Here is a 17,038-nt window from a genome sequence, read left to right on the forward strand (position 1 = left end):
GCCTATTCCTGGAACCTTCCGGGCCGGAAGGCATCCAGTGGCACCGCCGGCTCCTCACCGTCGATGACCTGGGCAATCACCGAGGCGCTGCCCGCCGACAGGGTCCAGCCGAAGGTGCCATGGCCGGTATTCAGAAACAGGTTCCGGCGGGGTCCGCGACCAATAATGGCCGGGCCATCCGGAGTCATGGGGCGGAAACCGGTCCAGGTTTCGGCAGCCTCAAGATCCGCGCAGCCGGGAAAGCGTGAACGCACGGATTTCTTGATAGTGGCGATGCGCGCCTCAGGAATGTCGCGATTGAAGTCCGCCAATTCGACAAAGCCCGTGGCCCGGAGCCGATTACCCAACCGGGTAGACACCACCTTCAGGTTATCGTCGTGGATCGTGCTGGCCGGGGCCTTGTCCGGATCACTCAGGGGTACCGTCAGGCTGTAACCCTTGACCGGGTAGATCGGCAGCTCCAGCCCCAGAGGCCGAACCAGCTGCGGTGACCAGCATCCGGCACAAACCACCACCGCATCCGCTTCCAGGGTGGCTAACTCGCCGCCGCGGGTTCGATACTCGATCCCGTTCACCTTCTCGTCATCAAACAACAGCCGCTCAACCTCGACACCATAGTGGAAGGTTGCCCCTTGTTGTTCACACACCTGCGCCAGTGCCCGAGAAAACAGGTGGCAATCGCCGGTGCCGTCCGTGTCATAGCTGATGGCACCATAAAGGGGCCCGTCTCCGGTCATACCCGGCTCCGCGGTTCGAACCTGCTCGGGCGTGAGCAGCTGCGAAGCGATGCCCAGCTCATTCAGCAGGTCGTGAATCTCACGATAATCATCCATGGCCTCAGGGGTGCTGGCCAGGTGCAGCAGGCCCTTGTGGTCGCCATCAAAGCTCAGGTCATGCTCCTGTTCCAGGGCCAGAAAGCGCTCCCGACTGTGGATACCCAGACGCAGCATGGCCCGTTTGTTCAGGCCAAACAGTCCCGGGCTCCAGGCATAGCGCAGGGTGGCAAACATAAACTTGATGGCTTCTACCGAAGGCGGCACCCGCAGCTTGAGCGGGCCGTCGGTTTTGAACAGCCAAGGCAGTGCCTTGAAGACCATGGAGGGATCAGCCCAGGGGTAAACCACACCGTAAGACCGCTGGGCGGCGTTGCCTTTGCTGGTCTCGTTACCAGCAAGGTCGTGTCGCTCCAGCAGGGTCACCTGGTGCCCCCGGCGAATCAGTTCTCTGGCGGTGGTAACACCCACCACGCCACCACCTACCACTGCGATGTGCATAATACCTCCATTAGCTGACACCATTCGCTGCCAGCAGCTGACGATAGTCTTCCAGTACATCCGGATGTTCGGCCGGGTAGTCCGGCGCAAGCTGTTTCAGCACCTCGGCCAGCAGTGCCGCCACAATCGCCCGGGCCTGGGGCTTGCGGTCGCCGGGCACAATGAACCAGGGGGCTTCCTCGGTGTGGGTCTGAGCCAGGGCTTCCTCGGCGAAGGCCTGATAACGGGTGCGCTGTTTCCAGCCCTCGATGTCCGAGCGGTCAAACTTCCAGCGCTTCCTGGGCTTGTCCAGACGTTTGAGCAATCGCTGTTTATGCTCATCCTCGGAGAGATTGAGCCAGATTTTTACGACACAGGTGCCTTCGCTGACCAGGTGACGCTCAAAATGTCGTATCGCCTCGAACCGGGCCGGCCAGTGATAGGTTTCGGCATCACGCACGGGCCATACCCGCTCCCCGATCACGGCCTCATGATGACTACGGTTGAAGGCCACCATCTGGCCATAGGCGGGGAGATAGGGCGTCACCCGCCAGAGAAAATCATGCGCTGCTTCCGTTTCATTGGGTCGCCCGAATGACCAGGCATGAAAGCCGGCCGGGTCAGCATAGGTGGCCAGCGTCCGGATCAGGCTGTCCTTGCCGCTGGTGTCCGGGCCATGGATGACGACCAGCAATGCCCGCTTACGATTCGCCCACAACCGCCTCTGGTACTCTCCGATGTCCTCCAGACTGGCTTCAAGCGCAGGTAGCTTGTCTTCGCCCTCGTACAGAGAGGGATAGCCTTCGAGAGCCGGCTTGTCGGGATTCAGGAACCAGGAACGGGCAAACGCCGTATACTTCATCAAGGAAACTCCCTATCGCCACGATGCAGGTCAGTAATCGTACAAAGTGATAAACTTGTGTGATTCGCTTCTCAGAATAGCATCCACACACCGACCCTGATGGAGTCTAGTACCCCGGCATGAGCAAGAAACGTCGTGAGATTCCCGTATTCGATCACCCGATCATCGAGACCCACTGCCATCTGGACTACCTGAAAGACCGGCCGTTGTCCGATACCCTGGAGCAAAGCCAGCGGGTCAACATCGAAAAGGTGATCACCATTGCCGTGTCACCTGAGAACCTGGCGGCAGTGCGCGAGCTGGCTGGTTCGGCTGACTGGGTGTTTGGTACCCAGGGCATTCATCCCCATGAAGCGGAAACCTACACCGATGAGGTGGAGGCGGAGATTCGCCAGCATGCCACCGACGACAAGATCGTGGCCGTCGGCGAGATCGGGTTGGACTATTTCTACGACAATGCCGATCGCGCCGTGCAGCGGGACGTGTTTCGCCGGCAGCTTCAGATTGCCTGCGACAGCGACCGTCCGGTGGTGATTCACAGCCGCGACGCCGACGACGATACCATAGCTATTCTGAAAGAGTTCGAGCATTCTCTTGAGCGCCGGGGGGTTATTCACAGCTTCACCTCCGGGCCCGGGCTGGCACGATACGCCATCGACCAGGGCTGGTGCCTGGGCTTCAACGGCATCACCACTTTCAATAAGGCCGAGAACGTGCGCGATATCGTACGCATGACGCCCATCGAACAGATCCTGCTGGAAACCGATGCCCCGTTCCTGACACCCGTACCCTATCGCGGCCGTGAAAACGCACCGTTTTACCTGCCGTTCGTGGCCGAGAAAATTGCCGACGTTAAGGAGTTGCCGATGGATCAGGTATTAAGTCAGACCTATCAAAATAGCCTGAGAACGTTTTTCCCCCATCAATGATCAAGCGCATTCCTGTCTCCGCCCTGAAGGTCGGCATGTACATCACCGACCTGAACAACGACTGGATCCCCCATAACACCCAGCGCAAGCAAGGGGTGATCAAGCGGGAAGAGACCATTGAAAAAATCCGCAAGATGGGCGTGCAATATATCTACATTGATGTCACCCGTGGCGCCGACTGCCAGGATTCCGAGCCGGCGGCGCATGTGGATCAGCGCAATGAAACGGCCCTGCAGAACGCCGGAGCCCTGAAGCCGGGATACACCCCGAAGGCCCCTCTGGCAGAAGAAATAGTTATTGCTCAACAGGTGCACAGCCAGGCCCAAAGCCTGGTGGGCAGTTTCATGAACAACGTCAAGATTGGTGGTGCAATTGATGTGGCCCCGATTCACCAGCTCGCAGACGAGCTGCAAAATTCGGTACTACGCAATGCCAATGCCCTGAGTTGCCTGGGACGGATCCGCGAGAAAGACAATTACCTGTTGGAACACTCAGTCAATCTGAGCGTATTGATGTCACTGTTCGGACATTACCGGCAACTCTCTCAGGATGTTCTGCACCAGACCATCGTAGGCGCTTTGTTGCACGACATCGGAAAAATTCTTACGCCCGATGAGGTTCTGCACAAACCTGGCCGACTGACGGCGGAAGAATTCGAGGTCATGAAGCTGCACGCCCGCCATTCCCGTGACATTCTTGCCAGCACCGAAGGCATCGGCGAGATCACCGTGATAACCGCCGCCCAACATCATGAGAAACTGGACGGCAGCGGCTATCCAGAAGGTCTCAAAGGCGACGAAATCACCGAGTACGGACGCATGGTTGCCATCACGGATGTTTACGATGCCATCACTGCCGACCGGGTTTACCACAAAGGCCTGACGCCGACTCAAGGGCTGAAGAAACTGCTGGAGTGGTCCGGGGATCACCTGGATCCGACGCTGGTGAAACAGTTTATCCGTTGCGTTGGGCTGTACCCGATAGGTTCATTGGTCTTACTTGAAAGCGGCAAGCTGGGCGTGGTCATCGAAACGAATGAATCTGACCAGAGATTGCCCGTGGTGCGCGTTATGTACAACACGAAGTTCCGAATGCCTGTAACCGTGCATACCATCGATCTGTCTCGCCCCGGCAACCAGGACCGGATCGTTCGGGCGGTCGATCCAGACGACTACAAACTCGATATCCGAAAGTTTCTGGTCTGACACTCTGAAAGCTGCCCGGGCTCTGCTAGGCTTGTGTTAACGCCCCATCCATAAAAAAGATAACCCATCATGCTGTCATCGGTTTTCCAGGTTCTGGGCGGTCTGGCCCTGTTTCTCCTGGCCATGGAGATGATGACCAATGGTCTGAAAAACGCCGCCGGCCATCATCTGCGCCATATGTTGGGGCACTGGACCAGAACGCCTCTGCGGGCACTGTTTGCCGGCTTTGTTATTACCGGTATCGTGCAGCATTCCGGGGCGGTGACCGTGGCAACCATTGGTTTTGTTAATGCCGGCCTGATGACTCTGGCCCAGTCCCTGGGCGTTGTTTTCGGTTCCAACATCGGTACCACCATGACCGGCTGGCTGGTCAGCCTGATTGGCTTCGGCTTCAAGATCGAAGCCATGGCGCTGCCACTGCTGGCCGCCGGGGTGGGCTTCAAACTGGTCAGCCGCAACCCGAGAAACCAGTTTCTGGGGGAAGCTCTGGCAGGCTTTGCCTTGTTTTTCCTGGGGTTGTCGATTCTCAAAACCGCGCTCGAGTCGTCGGCTCTCGGTTTCCAGAACGGCCACCTGATCAGCGCCGATTATGGCCTGCCGGCCTTCATGCTGATTGGCCTGCTGGCCACGGTTCTTACCCAGTCCTCCAGCGCCGCCCTGGCCATCGTACTCACCGCTGCAGCTGGCGGCCTGATCCCGCTCGACAATGCCGCCGCCGCCGTGATTGGCGCCAATCTGGGCTCAACCTCGACCGCCGCGCTGTCGGCCCTGAAAGCCACAGCAAACGCCCGCCGGCTGGCCACCGGCCATATCCTGTTCAACCTGGTCACCGGCGTCATCGCCCTGCTGGTGCTGCCGGCCATGCTCTGGCTGGTGAATACCCTGACCAACATGTTGGATCTGGAAGCCAACCCGGCGGTTTCTCTGGCCTTATTCCATACGTTGTTCAACGTTCTGGGTGCCGCCATCATGCTGCCCTTCACCCAACCGTTTGCCCGTTTTCTCGGCCGGCTGTTTCGCAGCAAGGAAGAGGACAACGCCGAACCCCGCTATCTCGATGACACTCTGGTGACGACACCGGAACTGGCCATCGGCGCCGTAGATCAGGAGATGAAGCGGTTGATTGGCCACAGCCGGGGGTTGCTGCGGGTATGCCTGGATCGGGAAAGCCTGGCGGAATCCGATGTACGCCCGAAGGCCGATGCCGTGCGCAACCTGAATCTGGCCATCACCGACTACATCGGGCGCCTGAGAGCCGAGAAAATGCATCCGTCGGTGGTAGATGCCCTGACGCTGAGCATTCGCACCTGTCGTTACCTGGCTGAAGCCACCGAGCTGACCCTGCATCTGGTTCGACTTCGGGCGCTGGCCCGGCGCACGGATTTCGAGACGCTGGAGTCGGTTTTCAACCGCTATTTTGAGGTTATTCGGGCGCTGGTGGCCTCAGAAACGCCCGTACCGGAGCAGCTACAGGAAGCCGAAACCGTCTACCATCAGCTGAAAGCAGCCACCCTGCAGAAGATGATCCGGCGGGAATTCAGTTCCAGCCTGGGGGCTCAGGTTCTGGATGAGCTCAGCGCCGTGCGCCGGCTCACCGATCAGTGGAGCAAGGCGCTGTATTGGCAGGACGGCGTGGGGCTACTCAACCAAAGCCATGATCAGGCATCGGCATCCTGAAAACAGTAATAGCGGTTCTTGCCTTCACGCTTGGCCCGATACATGGCCTGGTCAGCCTGGCGAAGCAGCTGATCTCCGTCTATTTCCTCGCCTTGAGGGTACAGGGTGTACCCCATACTCGCAGACACTTCAACGCTGTGATTGGCCACCCAGACCGGTTCGGCAATGACCGTTAGCAAACGCGAGAGCAGTATATCCAGAGTAACCGCGTCCGGGACATTGACGATGATGGCGGCAAACTCATCGCCGCCCAATCGTGCCAGACTGTCCTCCTCCCGGAGGGTGGCACGCATGCGCCGGGCCACTTCCACCAGCAAGCCATCACCGGCATCGTGACCAAAGGCATCATTCACCGGTTTGAACTGGTCCAGATCGATGTAGACAACCGCCAACCGGTAATTCTGCCGACGGGCCTGGGCCATGGACTGGTGCAGACGATCCGAGAACAGTACCCGGTTCGGTAAATTGGTCAGGGCGTCGTAGTGGGCCATGATCCGAAGCTGCTTCTCAATCTCTTTCTGCCTTGTGATGTCACTGAAGACCCCCACAAAGTGAGACAGTTCGCCCTGCTCGTCCAGCACACTGCTCAGACTCAGGTTCAAGACAATGGCCTGGCCGTCCTGGTGCCGGGCTGCAAACTCCCCGCTCCACACCCCATGCCTGCTGGCGGCCACCAGTATGGCACTGCCCTCATCTACCGGCATGGGCGGCAGGCTGCCAATGGCAGACTTGTGATCCCGCCCGGTGATCTGGGTGTAGGACTCGTTGATGTCCATCACCACGCCGTGGGCATCGGTGATAAAAATAGCTTCCCGGGCATTCTTGAACACCCTTAACGCCAACCGCTGCTGTTCCTCAGCCTGCTTTCTGCGAGTGATGTCATGCCAGGAACAGAGTACCGAAGGGATGTCGCTGCCGTGTTCATAAACCGGGGCCAAGGTCATGGCCACCCACACCCGTTCCCCGTTCGAACGCACAAACAGCCATTCCGTCTGGGACACCTCTCCAGCCGTCACCCGGGTAAAGAGCGCCTCGGATTTCTGTGACGACGGAGCTCCATCCGGCTGGCTATGAGGTGAGAAGGCCGCCAGAGACTTGCCCAACAACGAAGCTTCGGAGGTATAGCCAACCAGATCCACAGCCGCCCGGTTGCAGTCCACCAGTTCACCATTGCGGATCATCAGCATCGGCTGGGGCCAACTGGCAATCAGTGTGCGCAGCCTGCGCTCTTCAGAGGCCAGCTGCTTTTTCTTGCGGCCGAGCCAGAGACTCGTAATCACCAGCAGTACAAACAGCACAGCAACGGTAATCACCCAGTTACGGTATTGGTGGAGTATGTCGACCCAGGTTACCCTCGGCACCTGATCGTACGGCGGCATCCGCAGGCTTCGGCTCAGCATTTCGACCGACTGGTAATCTGCAGGCGGCGAAAACCCGGCCAGACCGGCCGCCTGCGCCGCCGCATGCTCTGGCTCCAGAGCAAACAGGGCGGAAGCAACCCGGCGTACCGTCCTGCTGTCGACATGGGGCAGAGAAACCAGAGGCCACTCCGGGTACAGCCGGGTGGACAGAACAAACGGATAGCCTCGAAGCTGCTGCGGATTGATGATTTTCAGTTCGCCGGCAAGGTTCGGGTTCTCGCTCAGCAGTTCTTCATAGATACCGGTACGGATGAATCCGACATCGGTATCGCCCGACAGCACCGAGCGGATTACCCTATCGTGATTGCCCAGAAACACCATCCGGTTGTGGCGGCGGACATCCACGCCCGCATTGACCAGCTCCAGCGCCTGGGCCTGATAACCCCCCAGATACGTCAGCCCCGGCATAGCAATACTCTTTTTCTCCAGATCCTGCAGGCGGTTGATATCGTCCCGTTCAACACGGGTAATAATCACGCCACCAATACTGCCCGTGGTTTCGCCCCGCCAGCTGCGGCGCAGGGTTGCGAGGGCTCCGGTCAGACTGCGTTCACTGCGAATCACCAGGAAGTGGCTGGGATTGGTGAGGAAGAAATCGATCTGGTTGGCCGCCAGGGCCCGGTTCATATCATCCTGATTGAAAACCTTCAGGTTCACTGCCATGCCGGTTTCCAGGGTCAGGTAGTCGGCCAGGGGCTGATAGCGTTCATTGATCACATTGTCCGGCCGGTAGGCAAAAACGCCGAGCGTTACCGAGTCCCCGGCTGCCACCGCTGCCGGCACGCTGGCAGCAACCAGCAACAGCCAAACCAGGCAGTGGGAAAGCAAAGCCTTTATCATGGCAGGCTCCGAGGCAGGAAAGCCGGATCGGTCAGGTGCTCATAGCGCAGGGGCTTATCCATCAGCCCCTCACGAACCATAATACTTGCCAGGGTCTTCGCCACCACTTCCAGCCGACCGTTGTGCGTGAGGTACCGGTGATTGGCCGAGAGTTCCGGCAACATCACGGTTGCCAGGGACTGGCGCACCATATCCGGTGACACCTCCTGGCGTGTGGCTACCCGATAGACCGCATCGTGCATGTTGCGAACCAGATGCTGCAGGCCAAGAAAATGTCCTTTCACCAGATCCCGTACCGCAGCTGGCTGCCGACTGGCCGCAGCATCCGTGACCACCAGCAGATCGAAGATGGTTTCCGGCAGTTGGCTGCTGTCAAACAGACGTACCGCACCTTCGGCCACCAGCCGGGAGGCCTCCGGTTCGTAGCTGATGGAAGCGTCGATATCACCACGCTGCCAGGCCCCGATATGTTCGTGGACCGGTAAATTCACCACCGATATGTTGTTACTGGTCAAGCCCGCGCGCTCAAGCACAGAAAACAACATGATGCCGGACACGCCACCGAGCTCCACCGCGACCCGTCGGCCCTGCAAATCTGAGAGGCTGGTAATTGCAGGCCGCACCAGAAGCACGTCCGCGCCCACGGAAACGTTAGTGACGGCAACGGCCTTTACGGGCACCCCGGCGGCAAGAACCCTGAGGGTTTCATCCAGAGTCAGGGCTGCGGCGTCCAGATTGCCGGAGACCAGTCCGCTGATGGAATCACTGGCCCCCTGGCCTTTCACCAACTGCACTGTCTCCGGTAGCCAGCCGAATTCTTCTGCCAGGTACAGGGGTTCGTAACCAATCCAGGGGTGAATGCCGGTTCTCAGATGATCTCGCCGGGAGCAACCACTCATTCCCGCAGCAACAGCGGCAGCTATCGTCAGGTGCAGAAAGTGACGGCGGTGCATCCAGAAGCTCCGGGACAGAGGTGGGTAGTCTTTGCATACTAATCCGTAGCCACTATAACCGTAAATCTGACCAAAGCATTGCACCGGGTCAAATTGAGCAAAATCAACCTATCCCAGCGACAGAAAAACCCCCATCAGCACCGGCGAAAGGAAGGACAGCAGAAAGCCGGAGGCAATGGCCACCGGCACACAGGCCAGACCACCACTACTACGGATGACCGGCAGTGTGAAATCCATGGCGGTGGCTCCGCCGTAGCCGATGGCCATGGCCGGCCGGGCATGGATCACCAGCGGAATCAGGGCCAGAGCGATGATCTCCCGCAGGACATCGTTCAGGAAAGCAACACCGCCCCAGGCCGGCCCCAGGGCATCGCCAATAACAATGCCTGAGAGAGAATACCAACCAAACCCGGAGGCCAGGGCCAAAGACTGATGCCAGGGAATATCCAGCACAGGCACCAGAGCCAGTCCCGCCACCAGGGAGCTAACCACCAGAGCCAGTGCAATGCCCAGCCCCTGGCGGTTCATCAGCAGCTTGCGCAATGACAGGCCAGCATTACGTAATTGCAGCCCGATCAGGAACAGCAGCAACATCAGCGCCCAGGTGGCCACATCGTCCACCATCGGCAGATCCGGGAACAGGAAATACCCGAGCAGAGCACCGACAAGCACGGACAAAAGCGGTTTGAGGCCTGCCAGAAACAGGCGGCCATAACCGGGCCTGGAACCGGTTTCAGCCGCCTCCGTGTGCATGGGCTGCCAACGGTGAAACAGCCACAGGCCCGCCATGTTCGCCACCAGCAAGACCAGCACCAGCCCCGCTACCTGGGCAGCCATGGTACCCAGTTGGCCCAATAGCCCTTCCATCTGTCCGAGCCCCAATCCCAACAGGGCCAGGATGAAATACACCAGGCCCTCCACCGAATAGTGAATCACGGTCATCAACTGACGATTGGAGAGGGCAATGGCAAAGCCCAGAAACAACGGGGCCAGGATCAGGAGCGCACCGGTCAGCATGAAAACCTCGAACGAATACAGGGATAAAGAGCAGGACAGCTAGGGAGAAAACCGGGGACGTTCAGTGAAGACGCTCACCAGAACGGTCCTGTACCAGCACCCAGGGGGCAATGACGACTGCCCAGAGTTCCGCATTGCGGTCGTACCAGGCGCGCGCGAGGTCAGGCGCCACCTCGCCCACCTGCCCTCCGGACATCCAGTGCTCGAACTGGGCCTTGTTGTCCGCCGCCAACTGGGTTGCCACATTGAGCAGATCCAGCTCTGGCGCCACTCGCACCACCTGGCCACGGGCATAATAGGTTTGCAGCTCATGCCAGTGAATGCGGGAGGTCTCCAGGTTGAGCTTGGCCTTGATTTCTTCCGGCGACTGGGGGGATGACATGACAACCTCGGTGATCAGTTCATTTGCGGGGCGCCAGCCTACCCTAAAACCAATGACGACGCACCCGCTTCAACGCTCCGGGTTGTCGGCCACCAGACGCCGGATATCATCGGCCAGAGTCATGGGATCAAAGGGTTTCGGAATGACACCGATGGCGCCCAGCAACCGGTATTCCTCAATTTCCGAGGGCTGTAAACGAGCGGTCATAAAGATAACCGGAATATTCAGCCCCTCCGGGCGCTGCTGCAAGGCTTTCAGAGTCTGAGGCCCATCCATACCCGGCATCATCACATCCAGTAAAACCAGATCCGGTCCAAATTCCTCAATGCGTGATAGGGCTTCCTGACCGGAGGCACACAGGCAGACATCGAAGCCGCCCACATCCACCAGTGCCAGCTCAGCCACACTGCGAATGTCCTCATCATCCTCAACGTAAAGCACGCGATCAACTTGTTGACTCACGAGGGCTTTAACTCCTCTGATTTTGTCTCATCCAGGCCCAGCCGTCGCAGTAAACGCTGGCATTCTTCGCCGGCTTTCTCACCCGCCGCTTCCAGAGAGGCCGCCCTCATCAACAGTCGGTTTTCACGGGTACAGTCAGAACCAAGCGAATGCACTGCACCAATCAACTCTCTCAAACCAAGTGGCAGATGCCAGTGAATTTTCAGTCGATTTCCAAACGGTGCGGACCATTCCCGAAACAGGGCTTCAAACGCGGCCTCCTCCACCTCGCCACCCAGCGCCACGTATTCATCCAGCACTTTGACCAGGGCCATCTCACCAAGGCGACTGAGCAGGCCAGCCTGCTGGAACAGCATCGGCTGCTTTTTGAGTCTCAGCGCCATAGCCTGGGCAGAGGTCGCAACAGTGAACGCCTGCTCGTAAAACGTGTCAGCCCGTGCACGCAATGGCAGATGCTGGATGTTTCTGGAAACATCCAGTGACAATGCCAACGCCTGGTTCAACGCCATCGCAACCCCGATCGAACTGATCGCGTCCCGGACTGTATCCAGAGGCTCCCCCGTGCGGCGAAACGACGTACTGTTGGCGACATCCAGCAAACGTAATGTCAACGCTGGCTGATCCCGCCATCGTTCCGCAAGTTGTGATGCAGAAAGCTCGTCCTGACGCCGGAATAAATCCAGAATCTCAGCAGCATCCAGATCGGACGGCAACTGCGTAATGTTCTCCAGCGCATCGGCCAGATAACTCGAGATCGAAGGCAGCTTCGCAGGAGTATCGGACAGGAGATCGGTGAGTTTCTTATGCAGGACACGAACGTCCAGCGGCTTGGTAATATAGCCATTGATGCCGTAATGGGCGGCCTTCAATACGGAGTCCCGATCGGCCCGGGCCGAGACGATCACAACGGGCATGGTCGCTTTAGCCGAACGCACCCTGCGAACCAGCTCCAGCCCCGAGCCATCCGGCAGGTTCCAGTCCGCAATAATCAGATCAAAATCGTCATCTTCAACATATCGGAAGGCTTCAGACAGCCGGCTCGCCACCGTCACCCGCATGCCTGGACGGAGCCCCGCCACTACGGTCTCCAGCAGCTCCGAAAAGAGATCATCGTCTTCAAGCACCAATGCTTTCAAGGCATTCTCCGCAGCATGATTGACCTACGCGTTAGCTGTATACAGCGTAACGCCATTGCGGCCGTTTCGTTTCCGCTCATAGAGTGCCTTGTCAGCCGCTTCAATGATTTGATCACCGGCAGAAAAATCATTGATTTTTGCGACCCCGGCGCTGAACGTCACGTGGAACACGTCGTCTTCACTGGAAAACTCCAGTTCAGAAAAACTCTCAAGAATACCGGACATAAGTCGCAGGGCAGCTGGCGGCTCACAATGCGGCAGTACCACGAGAAATTCTTCACCACCGTAGCGACCGATGGCATCAGATTCCCTCAGCCGGTTGCGCAAAAGATTGGCCAGAGTCCGGATGACAACATCACCCTGTGCATGCCCCCAGGTGTCATTTACCTGCTTGAAATGATCAATGTCCAGCAGAACCGCAACAGAGCTGTAATCGCCCCGGGTGCAACGCTGACGCTCCCTTTCCACTTCCTGTTTGATTACCGAGTGTTTCAGCAGTCGCGTCAGACTATCGCGGTTCATCAGCTCAGACAGCTGCCGAGCCCGATGACAGCGCATCTGGACGGCCCGGATGAGGTAATCGTCTGAAATCGGTTTGACCAGGAACTCATCGGCACCGCCGGACAACGCACGAAGCTGGCGCTCCGGATCATCTTCGGAAGACAGGTAAACAATCGGCAGGCTCAACCAGCGGGCATGGAAGCGGATCATCCGAGCCAGAATGACGCCAGAATGCGCGCCTAGCTCAATATCCATCAGCAACAGCTCAGGCTCGAACGCATAGAGTTCTGACAGCAGCGTCAAAGGGTCAGATACGGCATGGGCCTCAATACCGGCAGAATTGAGCACCAGGCAATAGTGCTCAGCCAGTTCTCGGTCGTCGTCGACGATCATCACGCGGCCCTTGGTGCCGGCGGCCAGTTCCTGAACCAGGGTTTCCAGCCGCTCCACCAGTTCGGGCAGGTCCACCGGCGCCGACATGAACGCACGTGCCCCGTGCTGGGCAACGTGATAGCGACGATCGAAGTTTTCGGCCTGTCCGATGCAAACAACCGGCACCGGTGGCTGATAGGCGCCGCGGGGATGGGCCTCCAACCAACGAGCCACACTTTCAATACTGGCATCGCTGCAGATCACGGCTGCGGCATTACCAGGATCAGTACTTGAAGCCTGCACCACGCCTTCCCGGCTCTCTATCGTCTCGACAGAAAACCCGTATTTCTGCAATTCATCCGGCAAGGACGCCAATTGATCCGTGGCATCAAGAACCACGATCAGCCGAACCTGCATGCCATGGGAGACCAGCTCTTCATCGGCTTGCGCCGATCGCTCCCGCTCCGTGGACAACGGGTTATCCAGATCGGCGATGCCAATCAGGAGTTCAAGCTGGTCGGCGACATTTTCATCAACGGGAAGACAATCGAACTGGGCGTCGGATTCCTCCGCCAAAGCTTCTTGCTCCCGCTTGAGACGTTTTTCGAGCTCTCGCGCAAATTCTCCAAGGGAGGGGAAACCAAACGTGCCCGCAGATCCCGCCAACTTATGCAACCTTTGACTACAGTCGCTGAGGGTCAGCTCATCCACCCGGCCCTCTCGAATCAGGGTCGCGAACCCCGAAAGGTAGGTCAACTCGCCCCTTAAACGCTCGATAAAACGCAGTTTCAGAACGTTCAGGCGATCACTGATGTCGTCTTGCCGTTGGTTATCCAAAAAAACTCCCCGAATCCTGGTTTTTCCGACTCTGGAAATACTCTAAGCTCTATGTAAGCACGTTTTTCCGCTCTCGACCACGCCACTAAGGATTACCGTTGAGATCCCCATCGTTAGGTATACGCGTTACCCTGATTACGATCTCCAGCAGTATTGCGACCATGGCAGCCGTGTTGTTTTTTGCCTACAACGGGCTGGTAAGGGATTTCGAGAACGTTCTGACCCAAAGGCAGCTGCTGGAAACCGACTCGGCTGCGCGCATTGTGGACCAACAGCTTCAGATTCGCCTGGAGGCACTGAAGGCCTTCTCGGCTTTTCTCACGGACGGCGACAACCTGCGCCCTCTGCCTGAGTTGAAAGAGCTTCTCGGGCGCCAGCCCAGTCTTGAACGCTATTTCGAAGGCGGCCTGCTCATTTTTGATGACAAGGGTGTCGCCATTGCAGAGAACCGTTTTGTGCCCAGACGAATCGGCACTGACTACTCAGACCGCCCGCATTTCCGGGAAGCCCTGACTAGCCGGCAAGCGGTGATCAGCCGTCCCATTATCGGCCGCACCACCGGATTGCCACTGCTATCTTTTCTGGCTCCCATTGTCAGTGACGACGGCGATCTGCTGGGCTTGGCGGGCGGCAGCATCAACCTGGCTGAATCCGGCATCATTCCCGACTCCTTGAGTGAAAAAAGTAACGCCATCTTCAAGGTGCTCGATACCGGGCACTTCACACAGGTGGATTCGCTGACCCCAGGGGCTCCGATGCCTGAGCTACCGCCACCCGGCGAGAACCTGATTATCGACGCAGCGCTGTCTGGCGTCACATCGGGGGTAGTGACCGACAAATCCGGTAAACGCTGGATTTATGCGACCCGTCATCTGGAGCGTGTCGGCTGGTTGTTTCTGCGCGCCGAGCCCTATGAAGGCGTGACTGGCCCGGCCAGGGCCTCATTTGAAAACTTTCTGCTGCTCAGCGTACTGGCTGCACTGATTCTGGCCACAGCAGCCTGGCTACTCGGGCGCACTGCCACCCGGCCCCTGGAACACATGTCCACACGGATAAGAGCCATGGTGGACGGCGCATCGGATACCCGCCGCTTGAAGCCCAAGGGCCCGCCGGAAACCCGCAATCTCGCGCTGGCCTTCAACCGGCTGATGGAGGAACGGGAAGCTCTGGACCAGATGAAAGACCAGTTTGTGGCCACCGTGAGTCATGAATTGAGAACGCCTCTGACCTCAATCAACGGTTCTTTGAAACTGCTGGACCGGGAGGCGGCCGGCGAGCTTCCGGAAAAGGCCAGGAAAATGGTGGAAGTAGCGCTGCGCAACGGCGAACAACTGCAGCTGCTGATTTCAGATCTGCTGGATTTCAATAAAGCCATCGCCGGAAAAATGATGTTGCAGATTGGCACAATCCAGGTCAGTGAAGCCCTGGAGCAGGCCATTGAAGGCAATCGCTCAATGGCCACCCATTATGGTGTCTCTTTGTGCGCAGTCCCGGCCCCTGAACCCTTGGTGGTCCGAGCCGACCCCCAGCGACTCCGACAGATACTGGACAACTTTATCAGCAACGCCATCAAGTTCTCTCCCACTGGCGCCGCCGTTCAGCTGTCCGCCCGGACGGTTAATCAGAACACCATCCGATTCATCATTTCGGACCACGGCCCGGGGGTGGATGAGCAGTTTATCCCACATCTGTTCGAGCGGTTTGCACAAGCCAACCCATCCTCAAAACAGGCACAGTCCGGCACTGGCCTGGGGCTGGCCATTTGCCGTGAGCTGGCCCATCTGATGCACGGCCAAGTGGGCTACTATTACCAGCAAGGGGCCCATTTCTGGCTCGACATTCCCCGCCAGGAGACCTCAAGGGAGCCTGATCATGAAGTCACCTGAGTACCCACCCGAAGAACCACAACGGCTCTCCGCCCTGGAGGCGACAAAGCTGCTCGACACTCCCCCGGAGGAGCGCTTCGATCGGGTAACAAGGCTTGCCGCCGAGGCGTTCGATGTGCCGATTGCGTTGGTGTCACTGGTCGACCGGGAACGCCAGTGGTTCAAGTCCTGCTATGGCCTGGGAGTCCGGGAAACCGGTCGTGACATTTCGTTCTGCGGCCATGCCATCCTGAAATCCGAAGCCTTCGTGGTTTCCGATGCCCTCGCCGATGAACGCTTCTCCGACAACCCCCTGGTCACGGGAGAACCTCACATCCGTTTCTATGCGGGCGCACCGCTGGAGGACCGCTCCGGCTTTCGCATTGGCACCCTATGCATTATCGACAAAAAACCTCGAGGCTTTTCGAACCGGGACGAGAAAACACTCAGAGACCTGGCCGATATCATCGAACGCGAACTGCAGTTTCAGGAGCTGGGCAACTACTACAGTGAGCGCACCCGTGCACTGAATACACTGAACGAAATCGTTCTGGAAGTGAAAGGCAATCTTGATACTGCCATTCCGCTAGCGCTCAACAAGGCCAACCATTTCCTGGGAACAGAAACGGCCATTGTCAGCGAAATCAATGGTGGCGCCTACACCGTACTCTGGCACCATGCGCGCCGAAACGAGGCACTTGAGAACGGACTCACCTTGCCCGTTGAGCAAACCTACTGCTCCATTCTTCTTGAGCGGGGTGACGTGCTCGCCATCAACCACATGGGGCGTTCGCGATTTCAGGATCATCCCTGCTACGCCGAGTTTGGTCTGGAAAGCTACCTGGCCGCGCCAATCTGGATAGATGACACACTGTTCGGAACTCTGAACTTTTCATCCTCCATACCGCGCAAACCACCGTTTACCGAAACGGAAAAGATGTTTGTAAACCTGCTGGCCCGCTGGGTCGCCGACGCCATTCACCAGTCCCGGCAGGCCGAGACCCTGGAAAAACTCGTCAGCAACGCGCCGGGAATGCTCTACCAGTACCGTCTCTGGCCGGACGGCCACAGCACCTTCCCCTACACCAGCCAAGGTATCCAGCAGATCTACAACATCAGCGCCGAAGCTGCGGCAAACGATGCCAGTCCGGTTTTCGGCGTTATCCACCCTGAAGACCTTCCACAGGTTGCGGAGAGCATTCAACAGTCCGCAGACACTTTGAGCCGTTGGCACCAGCGTTATCGAATTCAGTGGCAAGGCCACAACTGGCATTGGGTCGAGGGCCAGGCCAACCCGGAAAAGCTGCCGGATGGCAGCATTCTCTG

At 58.3% G+C, this 17,038-nt stretch carries 13 protein-coding genes and 1 pseudogene; 5 read left to right on the forward strand and 9 right to left on the reverse strand.

The genetic code is table 11. The features are described 5' to 3' along the window. Positions 1-2 precede the first annotated feature (2 nt). Positions 3-1,274: a D-amino acid dehydrogenase gene (locus Q675_RS36040; protein ID WP_023012104.1), complete on the reverse strand. Its 1,272-nt coding sequence runs from the start codon at positions 1,272-1,274 to the stop codon at positions 3-5. A 10-nt stretch (positions 1,275-1,284) separates the two neighbouring features. Then, positions 1,285-2,115, reverse strand: coding sequence for a polyphosphate kinase 2 family protein (locus Q675_RS36045; RefSeq protein ID WP_023009454.1), 831 nt, complete (start codon positions 2,113-2,115; stop codon positions 1,285-1,287). 119 nt (positions 2,116-2,234) lie between these two features. On the opposite strand from Q675_RS36045, the gene Q675_RS36050 reads away from it, so the two are divergent. From Q675_RS36050 to Q675_RS36060, 3 genes are all read left to right on the forward strand, one after another. Continuing rightward, on the forward strand, positions 2,235-3,044 hold the full coding sequence (locus Q675_RS36050; protein WP_023012105.1) for a TatD family hydrolase: 810 nt from the start codon (positions 2,235-2,237) through the stop codon (positions 3,042-3,044). Beyond that, positions 3,041-4,249, forward strand: coding sequence for an HD-GYP domain-containing protein (locus tag Q675_RS36055; protein ID WP_022993238.1), 1,209 nt, complete (start codon positions 3,041-3,043; stop codon positions 4,247-4,249). The genes Q675_RS36050 and Q675_RS36055 overlap by 4 nt, the downstream gene beginning before the upstream one ends. 69 nt (positions 4,250-4,318) lie before the next feature. Continuing rightward, a complete protein-coding gene (locus tag Q675_RS36060; protein WP_023012106.1) occupies positions 4,319-5,926 on the forward strand; it encodes a Na/Pi cotransporter family protein in 1,608 nt (535 codons plus the stop codon). On the opposite strand, the gene Q675_RS36065 is transcribed toward Q675_RS36060, so the two are convergent. The 7 genes from Q675_RS36065 to Q675_RS36095 all read right to left on the reverse strand — a co-directional run bounded on the left by Q675_RS36065 (position 5,908) and on the right by Q675_RS36095 (position 13,847). Next, entirely contained in the window at positions 5,908-8,187 is a 2,280-nt protein-coding gene (locus Q675_RS36065) for a diguanylate cyclase domain-containing protein (protein ID WP_023012107.1), read from the reverse strand. The two genes, Q675_RS36060 and Q675_RS36065, sit on opposite strands and share 19 nt — an antisense overlap. Beyond that, positions 8,184-9,140 (reverse strand): ABC transporter substrate-binding protein, encoded by a 957-nt coding sequence (locus tag Q675_RS36070; protein ID WP_011787072.1) that lies wholly within the window; start codon positions 9,138-9,140, stop codon positions 8,184-8,186. The genes Q675_RS36065 and Q675_RS36070 overlap by 4 nt, the downstream gene beginning before the upstream one ends. Positions 9,141-9,248: 108 nt before the next feature. Continuing rightward, complete coding sequence (locus Q675_RS36075) at positions 9,249-10,157, reverse strand: lysine exporter LysO family protein (RefSeq protein ID WP_023012108.1); 909 nt, start codon at positions 10,155-10,157, stop codon at positions 9,249-9,251. Positions 10,158-10,218: 61 nt separating this feature from the next. Next, positions 10,219-10,539, reverse strand: a complete 321-nt coding sequence (locus Q675_RS36080; protein WP_023012109.1) for a DUF2288 domain-containing protein — start codon at positions 10,537-10,539, stop codon at positions 10,219-10,221. A 69-nt stretch (positions 10,540-10,608) separates the two neighbouring features. Beyond that, positions 10,609-11,001, reverse strand: coding sequence for a response regulator (locus Q675_RS36085; RefSeq protein ID WP_023009447.1), 393 nt, complete (start codon positions 10,999-11,001; stop codon positions 10,609-10,611). Next, positions 10,998-12,137 (reverse strand): response regulator, encoded by a 1,140-nt coding sequence (locus tag Q675_RS36090; protein WP_023012110.1) that lies wholly within the window; start codon positions 12,135-12,137, stop codon positions 10,998-11,000. Before Q675_RS36090 ends, Q675_RS36085 begins: the two co-directional genes overlap by 4 nt. Before the next feature lie 24 nt (positions 12,138-12,161). Further along, the gene (locus Q675_RS36095; RefSeq protein WP_023012111.1) at positions 12,162-13,847 is read right to left on the reverse strand and encodes a diguanylate cyclase; all 1,686 of its coding nucleotides are present in this window, start codon (positions 13,845-13,847) and stop codon (positions 12,162-12,164) included. A gap of 161 nt (positions 13,848-14,008) precedes the next feature. Between Q675_RS36095 and Q675_RS36100 the strand changes: the two genes are divergently transcribed. Both Q675_RS36100 and Q675_RS38670 read left to right on the forward strand, forming a co-directional pair. Continuing rightward, complete coding sequence (locus Q675_RS36100) at positions 14,009-15,733, forward strand: ATP-binding protein (protein ID WP_023012112.1); 1,725 nt, start codon at positions 14,009-14,011, stop codon at positions 15,731-15,733. Beyond that, a pseudogene (locus Q675_RS38670) lies at positions 15,720-16,976 on the forward strand (GAF domain-containing protein); the annotation flags it as partial. The gene Q675_RS36100 and the pseudogene Q675_RS38670, both read left to right, overlap by 14 nt. Between the last annotated feature and the right edge of the window lie 62 nt (positions 16,977-17,038).

It is taken from the genome of Marinobacter sp. EN3 (assembly GCF_000475315.1).
Taxonomy (GTDB): Bacteria; Pseudomonadota; Gammaproteobacteria; order Pseudomonadales; family Oleiphilaceae; genus Marinobacter; species Marinobacter nauticus.

Bases quoted from the DNA above. Each gene is read 5' to 3' on its own strand.
- Q675_RS36040 (WP_023012104.1), bottom strand. From the start codon at position 1,274: ATGCACATCGCAGTGGTAGGTGGTGGCGTGGTGGGTGTTACCACCGCC.
- Q675_RS36045 (WP_023009454.1), bottom strand. From the start codon at position 2,115: ATGAAGTATACGGCGTTTGCCCGTTCCTGGTTCCTGAATCCCGACAAG.
- Q675_RS36050 (WP_023012105.1), top strand. From the start codon at position 2,235: ATGAGCAAGAAACGTCGTGAGATTCCCGTATTCGATCACCCGATCATC.
- Q675_RS36055 (WP_022993238.1), top strand. From the start codon at position 3,041: ATGATCAAGCGCATTCCTGTCTCCGCCCTGAAGGTCGGCATGTACATC.
- Q675_RS36060 (WP_023012106.1), top strand. From the start codon at position 4,319: ATGCTGTCATCGGTTTTCCAGGTTCTGGGCGGTCTGGCCCTGTTTCTC.
- Q675_RS36065 (WP_023012107.1), bottom strand. From the start codon at position 8,187: ATGATAAAGGCTTTGCTTTCCCACTGCCTGGTTTGGCTGTTGCTGGTT.
- Q675_RS36070 (WP_011787072.1), bottom strand. From the start codon at position 9,140: ATGCACCGCCGTCACTTTCTGCACCTGACGATAGCTGCCGCTGTTGCT.
- Q675_RS36075 (WP_023012108.1), bottom strand. From the start codon at position 10,157: ATGCTGACCGGTGCGCTCCTGATCCTGGCCCCGTTGTTTCTGGGCTTT.
- Q675_RS36080 (WP_023012109.1), bottom strand. From the start codon at position 10,539: ATGTCATCCCCCCAGTCGCCGGAAGAAATCAAGGCCAAGCTCAACCTG.
- Q675_RS36100 (WP_023012112.1), top strand. From the start codon at position 14,009: ATGGCAGCCGTGTTGTTTTTTGCCTACAACGGGCTGGTAAGGGATTTC.